The following is a 15,437-nucleotide window of genomic DNA, read 5'->3' as shown; positions in this document are numbered from 1 at the left end:
CGGTTATTTGTTTTTAAGCCTTACTATTTTGAATGAGTATGGCTCAACAGCCAGCTTCAGGGTATTACCGGAGATATCAACCGTGCTTTCAACCGGGCTAACCGCTGTAGGCGCGGTCAGTGAATTTTCGGCATCCTTGTTATCAGCCTTTAGCGTTGTAACTTTAGCCTCTTTTTGATAGCCTTTTGAGCCGGTAATTTTAAAGCTTACATTTTGTGCCGATGTGCTGGTATTCACAAACTTGATCACCAATTCGTTGGTGTTCTTGTCCAAACTGGCCGTAGCATAGCTATCATTTTGCCCGGCTACGGCTTCATTGTTCAATGTAAGCGGTACTACATCAGTGCCTTTATTGATAGAGAACAATTGTTGTACATAATAATTTGGCGTGGCATAGCTTTTCAGGTTATCAAACCAGATGAGGTTTGGTGTCCATTGCCAACCTTCCACATGAGCAAAAAGCGGGGCGTACGAAGCCATGTTCACCACATCAGCATTACGCTCTAAACCGGTCATGAAGGCCGCTTCAGATAATGCGCACTCCCAATTGTTTTTATTATCAGGATTTACTGTTGATACACTTTGCGCTGCATACTCACCGGCGAAAATTTTAGGACCTTTACGATCATAGTTGTCATAGCGGCGGGCATTATCCCTAAACCATTTTGCAGGCGCATAATAATGCTCATCCAAAATATCGGCACCTAAACTGCGGAACGTTTTATTTAACAGGTCAAATTCCTTACCATCGGGCGATGGGCCTAAGGCCGATACGATCTTGATGTTCGGGTATTTTGTTTTGATTGCCTTGGTGAAAATTTTCCAGCGATCGATGTATTGCGGGCCCCATTGCTCATTGCCCACACCTATCATTTTTAAATTAAACGGTGCCGGGTGACCAAGGTCGGTACGCAGCTTACCCCATTTGGTGCTTACATCGCCGTTGGCAAACTCAATCAGGTCGAGCGCATCCTGCACATAAGGATCAAGTTTATCCAAAGGCACCAGCTCGCCGGTGTTGAATTCGCAGGCCATACCGCAATTCAGGATAGGCAGCGGTGAAGCACCAATATCCTCGGCTGTCATGAAATATTCCATAAAACCCAGACCGAAAGTTTGGTAATAATCGGGTGCCGGGCGATGCTTAAATTCGGTATTCCAACGATTGATGATATTTTCGCGTTTATCAACAGGACCTATGGTTTTTTTCCATTGATAACGGTTGTTCAATTCACGGCCCTCAACAATACATCCACCCGGAAAACGCAGAAAACCTGGTTTAAGATCAGCCAGTCGCTGTACCAGGTCGGCACGCAAACCACCCGGACGGTTTTTCCAGGTATGCTCAGGAAACAGGGAGATCATATCCAGATCAATGACGCCCTTGCCGCTCATCCAAACATATAATTTTGCTTTCGGCGTTGTTGCGTCCGATTTAAATTTTACGCTGTAACGGTTCCATTCTTTATCAGTTGGCGTAAGTTCGGCTTTACCTATGATAGCGTCATTATCACCACGCAGCTCAATGTTCAGCTTTACGTTTGTATCGCCTTCCTGTTTAGCTATCACCGAAAAGCTGTATTCCTCACCTTCCTTAACGCCCATTCCCCCGCGGAAACCCTCATTCGAGAATCCGTAGAAACCGGCATCGGTTGTGATATAGCTCTTTATAAAATGCGCATTCTCCGGCCGTTCAACAGCACGGTTTATTACTTCTGTTCTGCCATCGCCTCCATCCTTTTTTTGCTCCTTCCATCCCATCAAGGGCATATTGAACTCAAACGAACGGTTTTTTACCAACTCGGCATATACACCGCCATCGGCCGCAAGGTTAATATCCTCAAAAAATATCCCATACATGGTAGGCTGAATATGGGCTTTTACCTTATCAGCAGCTATGGTATATTGCGTTTGTGCATGGGCCATGGTAAAGGCACCGGCCGCACATAACGTTAAAAAAGTCCTTTTTAACATGCTTTACTTATTTGGAGAATTTGTAAATGGTAACCGTATGGTAGGTTTGCCCTGGCTTTAACACGGTTGAAGCAAACGCCGGTTGATTTGGCGCATCAGGAAAATGCTGTGTTTCCAAACAAAAGGCCGAACGATGTGGATAAGCTTTGCCGCCTTTTCCATCTTTAGTTTCGCCGGTTAAAAAGTTGCCTGAATAAAATTGCAGTCCGGGCTCTTCAGTGAATACCTCTAAAGTGATACCTGTTACAGTACTTTTTACGGTAGCAACAGGAGTAGTAAGGTCATGCTTGTTTAAAACAAAGTTATGGTCGTAACCTTTACCATTTTTCAATTGCTCGTCGGCCACATCAATGTCTTTACCAATGGTTTTTGATGTGGTAAAATCAAACGGGGTACCTTTAACAGGCTGCAGTTTGCCGGTTGGGATAAGCGTGGTATCCACAGGCAAAAAAGCATCGGCATTTATTTGTAATACGTTATCGGTAATGGTAGGATTACCGGCGCCATTCAGGTTAAAGTATGCGTGATTGGTTAAGTTAACGATAGTGGTTTTATCGGTAGTAGCTTTGTATTCTATTTTAAGCGCGTTATCATCGCCCAGGGTATAAACCACTGTTGCAGTTAAATTACCCGGGTAGCCACCTTCGCCATCTTTTGAAACATAAGTAAGTTCCAGTTGTGATGCGCTCAGTTGCTTAGCTGCGAACACCTTACCGTAAAAGCCGTTAAAGCCACCGTGCAGGGTGTTTACGCCATCATTGATATCCAGTTGGTAAGCCTTGCCATCCAGCGTAAATTTACCTTTGGCAATACGGTTACCGTAACGGCCAATGATAGCACCAAAATATGGCTCTTTAGGTTTCTGATAGCTTTTCAATGAGTCGTAACCTAAAATAACATCGGTAGCTTTGCCATCTTTATCGGGTACCAATAAGCTTACCAGCCTGCCACCGTAATTGGTAACGGCTACAGTAGCGCCACTGTTGTTTTTCAGGGTGAAAAGCTTTGCTTTTTGCCCTTGTACATCGGCCTCAAAATTTGCCGAATCGGGTATAGACTGGGTTGTTACCGAAGTTGAATCTTTCACGGTTGAATCAGTTTTTTTAGGATTACCGTTACAAGCCGCAAAAAGCGCTGCCGAACAGCTTAACATCATTAATAAATTCTTGTTATTTTTCATAATTTGAGGTTGTTAGCTCGCCTTTTTAAAGCATTGGCTGTTTAACTATTATAATTTTAGGAACAAATAAATTGGCTTAACTGACGGTTAGGATCAGTGAGACCAATGTATAAAAATTAATTTATAATTGTTAAAAAAACACTTAAAATATTTAATTAAAAAAAGCCCGCCTCGCGCGGGACTTTCTTATTCAAAAATCAAATATTTCAACTAAACACCCGCAGCCTTAGCATGATCAGCCAGGAACTGAGCAAGCCCGTTGTCTGTAAGCGGATGTTTTAGCAATGCGGTAATAGCGCTAAGCGGACCGGTTATAACATCGGCCCCCAATTTGGCACAATTAACGATGTGCATAGCATGGCGTACCGAAGCGGCCAGGATCTGCGTTTCGTAACCATAGTTATCATATATCAGGCGGATATCTTCTATCAGCTGCAAACCATCTGTCGAGATATCGTCAAGCCTGCCAATAAACGGCGATACGTAAGTAGCACCTGCTTTAGCGGCCAGCAAAGCCTGTCCTGCCGAAAACACCAGCGTACAATTGGTTTTAATACCTTTTTGTTTAAAGTATTTTAAAGCCTTTACGCCATCTTTTATCATAGGCAATTTTACCACAATACGCTCATGAAGAGCAGCCAGTGCCTCACCTTCGGCAACCATCTCATCAAAAGTGGTTGAAATTACTTCGGCGCTTACATCCCCATCAGTAATTTCACAAATGGCTTTGTAGTGGTTAATGATATTTTCATGTCCGGTGATACCTTCTTTAGCCATCAGCGATGGGTTGGTGGTAACGCCGTCTAATACACCCAGGTCATGGGCTTCTTTAATTTGTGCCAGGTTGGCCGTGTCAATAAAAAACTTCATTTTATAAATTATTGTACCTACCAGAATTTAGCATAAAGCATGGTAAGCAGGATAAGCGTAACTACAATTAATGCCAGGGTTGATTTTTCAACCTTGAACATACTGCGCGGAATTTCAAATGCTTTAGGATTAACTTTCGGACCGGCTAAGCTAATGGCTACCATCACAATAATGGTAAACATAAACGATAAGCCCATACAGATCAGGAACGGAATTTCATAGCCGCCTTTACCGTTAGGGAAAGCTGTGTACAGCAAAGTCTCGTTACCAAACAGTTTTGGTGCATAGTTATTAAACAGTACCGACATGCCAAACCCTGTTAAAATACCGGCAATAGCTGCTGCGCCTGTGGTACGTTTCCAAAAGAAACCTAAAATAAAAATAGCAAAGATACCAGGGCTGATAAAGCCGGTATATTTCTGGATAAAAGTAAAGCCGCCTTCGCCGCCAATGCCCAACAAATCCTTCCAGGTAAGCATGATCGAGAACACTAAAGCAGCCAAAATAGTAAGCCTGCCTACGTTAACCATACTCTTTTCACTGGCTTCTTTGCTGATATGTTTTTTATAGATATCGAGCGTAAAGATGGTACTGATACTGTTGGCCTTACCTGCTAATGAGGCCACAATAGCAGCTGTTAAAGCTGCAACCGAAAGGCCTTTTAAGCCCGTTGGCAAAAAGCCCAATATAGCAGAGTAAGCATTATCCGAATTGAAGTGACCGCCTGATGCCATCTCCTGCTGCAAGCCACCGTTTTTGTATAATACGTAAGCTGCAATACCAGGTAAAACTACAATTACAGGCATAGCCAGTTTCATCAAACCTGCAAAAAGGATCCCTGTACGCGCGGTTTTCAGGTTAGCGCCCAAAGCTCTTTGGGTGATGTATTGGTTACAGCCCCAGTAGTTAAGGTTCACAATCCACTGGCCGGCAAAATACATGGCAATACCAGGCAGAGCCAGGTATTTGTTGATCTCTGCCTGCGGCGCACCCGGCTTGGGTTTAGCCATCATCATTTTGAAATGATCAGGTGCATCGCTCATCATTTTATTTAAACCGGCCATAGCATCTTTGCCCAAACCAAAATGCTCGCTTACCAAAGTAAGTGCTATATAAGTAGTAGCCAAACCGCCAACAACCAGTACCAATACCTGTATAACATCGGTAAAGCCGATAACCTTCATACCACCAAGGGTAATGAACAAGGCAAAGATCGATAACGCGATAATGATCTCGTGCAGGTATCCGCCGCCCATCAGGTTGTTAATAGCTAAAGCGCCCAGGTAAAGTATAGAGGTTAGGTTAACCAACACATATAACAACAGCCAGAAAATGGCCATGATAAAACTCACCGTTTCGTTATACCGCGTATGCAAAAACTGCGGCATGGTGAAAATCTTGTTTTTAAGGTATACCGGTATAAACCACACTGCTACGATGATCAGCGCAATAGCGGCAACCCACTCGTAGGCAGCAACGGCCAAACCAACCTGGAAACCCTGACCGCTGGTGCCAATAAATTGCTCGGCTGATATGTTTGAAGCGATCAGCGAAGCGCCGATAGCCCACCAGGTAAGCGAACCCTCGGCCAGGAAAAAGTCGTGACTATCAGATACGCCTTTGATCTTTTTACGGCTGTAAACCCAGTACCCGTAGCTCGTAACTACAATAAAATAGATTACGAAGATCACGTAATCGATAGTGGAAAATTTGTTCATTATTTGGTTTAAAATTTAGTTTAGTTTGCTTGTGGTTTAGTTTATATTCTTCTCGTTATTTCTATTTCATTTGATGACCGCTTATAATCTGAACCTGAATTTATAGTACTAAGGAATTAACAGAATGCTAAGCAAATTCTATAAATTCTTTAATTCGTTTAATTTGAGTTCAGAAAATTCCGAAATCGCACATCCGAAATCTCAAATTCACAATGGCGTTGCCTGCGGCCGGGCTATCCGCTCATACTGCACAAGGCCTTAGCCACGGGCCGGTATCCGCTCCTATCCCTAACGCAAACTGCGCAAATTTCATCATCACGTCATTGCGAGGTACGAAGCAACCCCCAATATGCAAAGCCCATCTGTAAAGTTTGGGATTGCTTCGTGCCATGTAATGACGGTTTCTTCTATTCAAAGTCCTCTCACGCCGCCGCTCGGCTCCAGCCGAGTGGCGGCTATCTTATTTTTATTTTTTAAGTCTCCCCCTTCAGGGGGAGATTTAGAGGGGGGCTGGGGTTATTTATAAGCCGCGTCATTCCACCTGATCTCGTTCCTGAACTGATCAAGTTTGGTGTCTTTGCCAATACGTAAAAACTCAATACCAGCCATATCAGCAAAATCATTGATCAGCTCGGCCGACAGGTTTTGGCTGTAAGCAGTGTGGTGTGCACCACCGGCATAGATCCATGCTGCGCAACCGGTTTTCATATCCGGCAGTGGTTTCCAAAGTACCCTTGCAACTGGTAATTTCGGCAGATCTTCAATAGGCTCAATGGCTTCAACCTCGTTTACAATTAAACGGAAACGGTTGCCCATATCCACGATGGAAGCGTTTAATGCTGCACCGCCAGCCACGTTAAATACCAAACGTGCAGGATCTGCTTTACCGCCAATGCCCAAGGCATGCACTTCTAATGCAGCTTTGCCGTTAGCCAAGCTGCTATCCACCTCCAGCATGTGTGAACCTAAAACTAATGCATTGTTCGGGTCAAAGTGGTAGGTATAATCTTCCATGAAAGCGTTACCGCCTGGCAAGCCTGCGCCCATTACTTTGAATGCACGCACTAAAGCAGCAGTTTTCCAGTCGCCTTCACCGGCAAAACCGTAACCATCGGCCATTAAACGCTGTGAGGCAATACCCGGCAACTGGATCATGCCATGCAGGTCTTCAAAAGTATCGCTGAAACCTTTGTAACCGCCATCCTGTAAAAATTTACGCAAGCCAAGTTCAATTTTAGCAGCATCATATACCGATTGATATCTTGCGCCGCCTTGTTTAAGATCGTCGGCCATGGTATAAGTAGCTTCATACTCGTCGGTAAGGGCTTTAACTTCGGCATCGCTGATGCTGTCAACAACAGCAACCAGGTCACCAATGCCATAAGTATTTACAGCGAAACCAAATTTCAATTCAGCCTCAACTTTATCGCCATCAGTAACTGCAACAAAGCGCATGTTATCACCAAAACGAACAAATTTAGCGCCTTGCCAGTCGTTCCAGCCTGCTGCTGCACGGCTCCAGCTTTCAATGTCTTTCAACACTTCGCTATCCTGCCAGTGGCCAACAACTACTTTACGGTTAATGCGCATGCGTGATACCATAAAACCAAACTCCCTGTCGCCATGGGCGCTTTGGTTCAGGTTCATGAAGTCCATATCAATTGAACTCCACGGGATATCGCGGTTATATTGGGTGTGCAGGTGCAGCATCGGTTTTTTAAGGATGCTTAAACCCCTGATCCACATTTTGGCAGGCGAAAAAGTATGCATCCAGGCAATAACACCGATACAGTTTTCGGCTACGTTAGCTTGTTGTAAGGTGTTATAAATTTCTTCAGTTGATTTAACAACGGGTTTGTAAACCACACGCACAGGGATATTGGCAGCACCGTCAATACCTTTGGCTATTTCCTGCGAATGCTCGGCAACTTTCTTCAGTGTTTCTTCTCCGTATAAATTCTGGCTCCCGGTAATGAACCATACTTCAAATGTTTTCAGATCGATCATATATGTCAATTAGTGATTTAGCGATTTATTGAATTAGTGATTTAGTCTTAGTTTTTTGGTGACAGCCTGAATAATGCCGCACCGTGTTTGTTAATTTTTTGCTGATAGCCTGAGCTGTACTGGCCAACATCCTGTTTTTTCCACAGGTCGCGTACGGTTACTCTACCTTTAAGACCCAGGTCTTTGAAATTCAGGGATATGGATTTATCGTCATCGCCAATATTGAAAAAGGCTGCGTAAATATCCTTGCTGCCGGGGATCTGTGAGTACCAGATCATGGCGCCATCTTTTTTATACAATTGTTTTGGGCTTGAGCCTTTTTGATTTACAGCAATTACCTCGTCATTGGTAAAAAGGTTCAACTCAAAATCGCGGTTTTCGGGCAGGTTGCCGCCTATCATCAATGGCGAACGGAAGATACTCCAAAACGTCATGTGGGTATATTCTTCATCCTCGGTAAAACGACTATAACGCTCCTGGCCTACCGGACCGCGTTTGCTCAGCTTACCGATCTGGATCATATCGCAATCTGGCCAGTGACCGGGGCCACCAACGCCTTCCCAGCTTTTAGCATATTCAAACATGTGGAGGATCTCTTTCCAGTTATCCCAAAAATCATCGGCCATGCGCCACATATTGGCATATTTGGTAGCATGTGCCGCCTGTGCAACCGGGGTTTCGCCCGGCGAAAGGCTCAGCACAACTGGTCGGCCGCATTGTTGAATGGCTTTTTGATAACCTTCAACCTCGGCATTGCTATACGGGCGCGAAAGGTCATCCACCTTAATAAAATCTACTCCCCATGAGGCATAAAGCTCCAGCAACGAGTTCAGGTATTCCTGTGCGCCGGGCTTTTTCATATCCAACCCGTACATGTGGTTCATCCATGGGCATTTTGAGTTAGTATCGGCCACCATATCGGCAGTGATGCCATTGGTTCCTTTAACCGGCGATTTTGACCAAACGGCTTGTCTCGGGATACCGCGCATCACGTGGATGCCAAATTTCAAACCTTTACTGTGGATATAATCGCCCAGCGGTTTAAAACCGTTACCGCCAAAAGCCGATGGGAATTTGGTAGGCTGAGGTGTAAGACGGCCCCATTTATCCATAGTCAACCATGGCACATATGAACCATCTTGTAAACGCAATTGAAAAGGATTACCGATATTACTGCCCGGAGGATTATCGTACGACCATAAAAAATCCACCACCACATACTCCCAGCCGTATTGCTTCAAATGCTCTGCCATGTAATCGGCATTGGCTTTTACTTCATCTTCATGTACTGCCGAACCAAAACAGTTATAACTGTTCCAGCCCATAGGCGGTGTAGCTGCTACCTGTGCCGATAAACGGGTGCAGGCGAAAAAACAAAGCAGCAGGAAAAACAGGTTTATTTTTTTCATCAGGTTTATTGTCCGTAATATGAATCAGGTCCGTGTTTGCGCTCGTAATGTTTTTTGATCAGCGCATCTTTTAAGCGGGGGGCGCTTCTGTCAATTTGCTCGGTAAGGTAGGCCATCTGGGCAACGGCTTCCAGTACGGCGCTGTTATAAACTGCCTTTTCGGCTGTTTTACCCCAGGTAAATGGTGCGTGGTTACCCACCAATACCATTTCAACCTCTTTATAATCCAGGCCTTTTTCTTCAAAGCATTCCATGATCTGGAAACCGGTTTGATACTCGTAGTTCCCTTTGATCATTTCATCATTCATAGGCGGAGCGCAGGGAATATCAACCGTTAAATGATCGGCGTGGGTAGTACCGAAGATAGGGATATCACGTTGCGACTGTGCCCAGGCGGTTCCGTAGGTAGAGTGCGTGTGTACAATACCGTTGATGCCATCCCAGTGTTTATAAAGTACGGCATGTGTTTTGGTATCGCTTGAAGGGCGAAGGTCACCTTCAACAGTGTTGCCGTCAAAATCAACAATCACCATTTTCTCTGGCGAAAGGTCTTCATAAGGTACGCCGCTTGGTTTAATGGCGAATACGCCCAATTCTCTGTCGGCAGCGCTTACGTTGCCAAAAGTAAACAGCACAAGGCCAAGTTTAGGCAGCTGCATGTTGGCATTATAGGCACTAAGCCTTATATGATCGTATTTACTCATTTTGTTATTATGCGTTTTGCAGTTCAGGATTATTTTTCAGGGCAACCTCAGCGGCAACAAACCTGCCTAATGTGCTGTATTGATTATAGCGCTGCTGATAAACTTCTCTCAGCGCGATGTTTGGCTCATAAACCACATCAAAGCCGCGGCCCATGGCGGTCATAGCTTCTTCAATGGTTGGGTAAATGCCGGCAACTACCGCTGCAAACATTGCCGCGCCCAAAGCACAGGTATGTTTAAACTGGTGGATACGGATAGGCATACCCAAAACATCGGCCATCATTTGCATCACGAAAGATGATTTTTTAGCCACACCACCAATACCAATGATGCCTTTTACCGGGATTCCTTCACTGATAAAACGATCAACAATGCTTTTGGCACCAAAGCAGGTGGCCTCGGCCAATGCACGGAATACCCTTGGTGCATCGCTGCCTAAACCCAAGCCGGTGATAGCGCCCTTTAATTCCTGGTTGGCATCCGGCGTGCGGCGACCGTTAAACCAATCGATAGCCAGCTCGTTGCTTTCTTCAATTGGCAACAAAGCTGCCTGCCTGCTTAGTTCAGGGATGATCATTTCAGAAATTTCTTCCTTCAGCGCTTCGGCAGTGGCCGCGTCAATTACCTGCGATTGTGAAAGCAGGTTGTTCAATGGCCAGGCCAGAATATTCTTAAACCAGGCATAAGTATCGCCAAAGGCCGATTGACCAGCTTCTAAACCTGCCATGCCCGGAATAACCGAGCCATTCACCTGTCCGCAGATCCCACGTACAAGTTTGCCTTCCATCTCTGATGTTGGAGCAACCAAAATATCACAGGTTGAAGTACCCATTACCTTACTCAGGTGGTAAGGCTCAATCTGGCCGCCAACAGCGCCCATGTGTGCGTCAAAAGCGCCGGTACCTACAACCACATCGGTTGAGAGTCCCAATATCTCCGCCCACTCCGCGCTGAGGTTTCCGGCAGCTTCATCAGCAGTGTATGTATCTTCATATAATTTATCCCTGAAACCAGCCAGCAACGGGTCAAGGGAAACAAAAAATTCTTCAGGAGGTAAGCCATTAAATTCCTCGGCCCACAATGCTTTATGACCGGCAGAGCAACGGCCACGTTTAATAGCTTTAACATCGGTACCGCCAGTTAACAGGAAGGGGATCCAGTCGCAATGCTCCACCCATGAGGCAGCAGCATCACGTACGCTTTTATCAACCCTTAACACATGCAGCAGCTTAGCCCAAAACCACTCAGATGAGTAGATACCGCCAACATATTTCAAATAATTGGTATCAAATTTTGTAGCATGCTCGTTGATCTGCGCTGCTTCTTTAACCGAGGTATGATCTTTCCACAATACAAACATGGCATTGGGGTTAGTTTCAAAACCAGCAGTTAAAGCAAGCGGAGTACCGGTAGCATCAACCGCAACAGGGGTTGAGCCGGTGGTATCAACAGAAATGCCTTTTATATTTTTTGCGATAGCCTCGCCGCCGGCCTGTGCTATACAATCTTTAATGGTGGCTTTAAGTCCGTCGATATAATCCTGTGGATGCTGACGGAATTGATTTTCGGCAGGTACGCAGTACTTGCCATCGCGCCAGCGTGGATAATTAAATACTGATGATGCTATTTCTTCTCCGTTGGCGGCATTCACGATTACTGAACGCACGGAATCGGAACCATAATCGACACCGATCACTAATTGGTTATTGCTCATATAAAGATTTATAATTATTGTCGAAATAACACTTAATTTTTGAAAAAGAAAAATTTTATTTAAAATTTAATTCAGACAAAGTGGGGTTAGCAATTGGTTGGGTTTTGAGGATAGGGTAAAAAAGATATTACATGGTGGAAAACTTGTTAGCATGGATAGTAAGGCCAGAGACTAAAAGGGCTAACAATTAGTGTTAATTTAACAATTTAAAACCAATAAATTGAAGATGAGTTGACCTTTTTTTAAAAGGAGATGGCTATTTGACTTTGTCTGAACTCGAATTTATTGAATTAAGGAACCACCAGAATGCTAAGCAAGTTCGAAAAACTCGTTTAATTCGAGTTCAGAAAAAATCAGCGAAATCAACCTAGTCATCCCAATCGACACTTCAGAATATGGGCATTTCCTGCTATCCAACGCGGCCCAACACTACTTTGTACTATCATAAACAACCCAAATATCAAAAAGTACTGATGATAGTTTTGTATTTTAAATAAATTTGACCATACCATCTTCTTCAGCATGATCAACAAACTTATTTTCTTTAGTCTGCTTATAGCTTTAGCCCCGGCTTCACTCACATCGGCACAAACCATCAAAAATTTTGATAAAAGCGGCAAGCAGGTAACCAAATTTGATAACCTGGGCAATGCGGTTGATGCACACGACGGCGAGATAGCTTTATTTAACGGAGTGTACTACCTGTATGGCACCAGTTACGATTGCGGCTTTGAATGGGGAAACAAATCGGCCCCATTTTGCGGTTTCAAAACGTATTCATCAACCGATTTGCAACATTGGACCGACAGGGGCTTTCTATTTGATGCCCAAACACCCGTTTGGCAAACCCGCTGCGATGGTAAAACATACGGCTGTTTTCGCCCGCATGTCATCTACAATAAAAAAACAAAGCGCTACGTATTGTGGATCAACGTTTATGACAACCGCGTAGGCTACCGGGTATTTACCGGCAAAACTCCGGTTGGGCCATTCACCGAAGTTAAAGAACCAACCCTCGCCGTAAACAGTGAAATGCCTGTAGCTGGCTTAAACAATGGCGATCATGATACTTTTGTTGACGATGACGGCACTGCTTACTTAGCTTATACCGATTGGCGTACCAAAGGAAGCATCGTGATTGAAAAACTAAGCGCCGACTATTTAACAGGAACCAGGCAGTACGTTAAATCAGTTACCACGGGCAATACCGAAGCCCCTGCACTGTTCAAACGCAAAGGCAAATATTACCTCATTTATTCTGATCCTAATTGCGGTTATTGTTCGGGCACCGGAGCATCTTACCGTACGGCACCGTCGCCATTGGGGCCATGGTCAGAAGGGATCAAGATCAGTGATAATTCTTGTGGAGGACAACCGTCCTTTGTATCAATCATCAAGCTAAACTCAGAAACCATTTTCCTTTTTGGCAGCGACTTGTGGAATAACGCCGCCAAAAACGAAGCCCTTGCCAATTTTTACTGGGCACCGCTAACTTTTGCTGCCGACGGTTCTATCAATCCGATGAAATGCGAACAAACGGCAAATTTTACCAAAAGCCATGCCCCCAATAAACCAGCCGAAGATTTTACAACGGGCTGCAACATCGGTAAAAATACTCAGCGCCTGCAAACTTTTACCGCTGCAAAAAGCGGCGCTTTGACTAAAATTAGCTTCACCACCTTCCAAACCGGTTACCCCGATGCAGGCCTGTCTGTTGAGGTATTTGAGCTTAGCAATGCCGGGCAGCCTACGGGCAAACCTTTGGCTTCAGCTACTTTGCCTATTGATTCCATCTCATGGTCGGCCAGGAATGTTATTGTAAAGACAAACGTCGCCGTAACCGCTGGTAAGCGGTACGCTGTAGTTATCAAATCGGCCACTACAAAGGGATGCTATGGTTTTGCTTACAGCGATATTTTAACCGATCCAAATAATGTGGCGTCGATAAGCAATGACGGCGGGGTAAATTTTTCGGCAGAGAAAAACAGGGTGCTTAAACTTAATGTTGCTATCAGGTAGAAACGAGCGTTGAAATAATGAAAGCGAGGGATTGTGCGATTCCCTCCCCTGGGGTTACTGTGCGTACACATCTTGCCAATAAATATCAATAAATAAAACCGAATGTCATTTCGACGAACCAATTTGGGGATGTGCGGGCGCGGTGAGGAGAAATCTTATACATCACGCTCGGTATCTTGCATACGGCTCTACAAGGCGTATAAGATTTCTCTTTCGCTTCACCACTTGGCCCGTCCCTGCTCAATGACATTTTCTTTTACTTAAAAAGATGTGTACACACAGTAACCGAGGGGGAGGGAATTATTTAACCCTCGGCCGTTCACCTTTTCATATAAACCACCAACGAAGCCTTAGCCAACAATTGCTTACCCAGCATAAAACCCGTTAAAGCCGCCGTTGAAGCTTGTGTTGTGCCCAGCTTAGCTGTTTTTAAAGCATATACAGTGATCAAATAACGGTGATCGCCCTCACCAACGCCGGGGCATGGGCCCTGATAGCCAGGTACGCCTACATCGTTTATACTTTGCAAACTGCCTTGGGGAGCTAAACCACTTTTAACATCGCCCGCGCCTTGTTTTAGCTCGTGAACATTTGCAGGTATATCCACAACAACCCAATGCCAAAAGCCGCTACCCGTTGGCGCATCCAGGTCATACATGGTAACCGCGAAGCTTTGAGTACCCTCGGGCGTGTTGACCCAGCTTAGCTGTGGCGATTTATTTCCACCACTGCAACCAAAATTACCGGCAACAAATTCATTGCTGAACTGGCCGCCAAGATCGGCACTTTTTAAGGTAAACGTTTGTGAACATGCAGCCTTCGCTATAAAAAAGCTGATGAATAAAGAGAAGATCGTTTTCATAATAACAGTATTTAATTACACCACAAAGTTGGCTTTAATGGTTTTGATACTGTTATTGCAAACGGTTCAAATAGTAGTGCAGATAGCTCAAAATACCATTTGCTGTCCATAAGCTGCCGGGGTTACCCCAAACCTTTTTTTAAAAGCGGTATTAAAATTGGAAAGGTTTTCATAGCCATAGGTAGTGAAAAGCTCGCTTGCTTTCCGGCCTTTTTTCAGTTCGGCACAGGCCGATTCCAGTTTCCTGTCGCGGATATATTTTTGTGGGGATAAGCCGTAAGTTTTCTCAAAATCGCGTTTAAATGAGGATAGGCTGCGATTGGCCAGGAAAGCCAGCTCATCAAGCGTAAGGTTGTTTAACAGGTTATTTTCAACCAGTTTTTGCAGTGATAAACCTGTGTTATCGTGCCCTCCGCCAAAAAGAGCGAGCAATTGCGTCGGATACAATTCATAAATAATAAGCAGCAATTCTTCCAGTTTATGCAAGGCTACCGGGTATGAAAGTTGTTGTCCGCCATCAACTAAAGCACGTATGCCCCGGAGATATTCGTTAAGATATGTAGTGTTTGAAAAGAGCACATAAGGCGGAGCATCTGGCAAGGTATTTTTTGTACTGATGGCATGTTTTGAAAAAAACTCATTTATCAACGCTTGCGGAAAAAAGACGATAAAGCTGCTATACAACTCATCTCTTGAAGTGCCCTTTACCACATGCTCAGCAATCAACGTATTACCTTCGGGAATAAGTAAGCCCTGCCCGGGCCTGATGATGGTACAATCGGCATGGCGGTAAAGTTCCTTTTGTCCGTTAAGTACGAAACTGATAGCACATTGATTAAAAACCACCTGATTTTTGAACAGGTCGCCGCGCTCACGATAGTACACAAAAGATATGTCGCCCGCCTTAATCTGCGGTTTATCTTTAACTGCTTCGGGTACGGTGATGGCTTCCATTTGATAATTGTTAGGCGTAAAACTAA

11 protein-coding genes are annotated in these 15,437 nt (G+C 44.6%); 1 reads left to right on the top strand and 10 read right to left on the bottom strand.

Annotated elements, in window-relative coordinates; all coding sequences use genetic code 11:
- Positions 1–3 precede the first annotated feature (3 nt).
- From AC59JO_RS16635 to AC59JO_RS16600, 8 genes are all read right to left on the bottom strand, one after another.
- Positions 4–1,974 (bottom strand): alpha-L-arabinofuranosidase family protein, encoded by a 1,971-nt coding sequence (locus AC59JO_RS16635; RefSeq protein WP_413669627.1) that lies wholly within the window; start codon positions 1,972–1,974, stop codon positions 4–6.
- Between the two features lie 7 nt (positions 1,975–1,981).
- Positions 1,982–3,154: an aldose epimerase family protein gene (locus tag AC59JO_RS16630; protein WP_413669628.1), complete on the bottom strand. Its 1,173-nt coding sequence runs from the start codon at positions 3,152–3,154 to the stop codon at positions 1,982–1,984.
- 210 nt (positions 3,155–3,364) lie between these two features.
- Complete coding sequence (gene fsa, locus AC59JO_RS16625) at positions 3,365–4,024, bottom strand: fructose-6-phosphate aldolase (RefSeq protein WP_090528887.1); 660 nt, start codon at positions 4,022–4,024, stop codon at positions 3,365–3,367.
- Positions 4,025–4,041: 17 nt separating this feature from the next.
- A complete protein-coding gene (locus tag AC59JO_RS16620; protein ID WP_413669629.1) occupies positions 4,042–5,742 on the bottom strand; it encodes a sodium:solute symporter family transporter in 1,701 nt (566 codons plus the stop codon).
- A 516-nt stretch (positions 5,743–6,258) separates the two neighbouring features.
- Positions 6,259–7,749 (bottom strand): L-arabinose isomerase, encoded by a 1,491-nt coding sequence (araA, locus tag AC59JO_RS16615; RefSeq protein ID WP_413669630.1) that lies wholly within the window; start codon positions 7,747–7,749, stop codon positions 6,259–6,261.
- A 47-nt stretch (positions 7,750–7,796) separates the two neighbouring features.
- On the bottom strand, positions 7,797–9,158 hold the full coding sequence (locus AC59JO_RS16610) for a glycoside hydrolase family 27 protein (RefSeq protein WP_413669631.1): 1,362 nt from the start codon (positions 9,156–9,158) through the stop codon (positions 7,797–7,799).
- A gap of 5 nt (positions 9,159–9,163) precedes the next feature.
- Positions 9,164–9,862 (bottom strand): L-ribulose-5-phosphate 4-epimerase, encoded by a 699-nt coding sequence (locus AC59JO_RS16605; protein WP_091218472.1) that lies wholly within the window; start codon positions 9,860–9,862, stop codon positions 9,164–9,166.
- A gap of 7 nt (positions 9,863–9,869) precedes the next feature.
- Positions 9,870–11,576: a ribulokinase gene (locus AC59JO_RS16600; protein ID WP_413669632.1), complete on the bottom strand. Its 1,707-nt coding sequence runs from the start codon at positions 11,574–11,576 to the stop codon at positions 9,870–9,872.
- A gap of 522 nt (positions 11,577–12,098) precedes the next feature.
- Here AC59JO_RS16600 and AC59JO_RS16595 point away from each other — a divergent pair.
- Positions 12,099–13,595, top strand: coding sequence for a family 43 glycosylhydrolase (locus AC59JO_RS16595; protein ID WP_497306562.1), 1,497 nt, complete (start codon positions 12,099–12,101; stop codon positions 13,593–13,595).
- 319 nt (positions 13,596–13,914) lie between these two features.
- Here AC59JO_RS16595 and AC59JO_RS16590 read toward each other — a convergent pair whose 3' ends face one another.
- Complete coding sequence (locus AC59JO_RS16590; RefSeq protein WP_497306560.1) at positions 13,915–14,457, bottom strand: YbhB/YbcL family Raf kinase inhibitor-like protein; 543 nt, start codon at positions 14,455–14,457, stop codon at positions 13,915–13,917.
- Positions 14,458–14,544: 87 nt separating this feature from the next.
- On the bottom strand, positions 14,545–15,411 hold the full coding sequence (locus AC59JO_RS16585) for a helix-turn-helix domain-containing protein (RefSeq protein WP_413669635.1): 867 nt from the start codon (positions 15,409–15,411) through the stop codon (positions 14,545–14,547).
- Between the last annotated feature and the right edge of the window lie 26 nt (positions 15,412–15,437).

The organism is Mucilaginibacter sp. A5337, from assembly GCF_059690695.1.
This window is presented reverse-complemented; position numbering and strand designations above follow the sequence as displayed.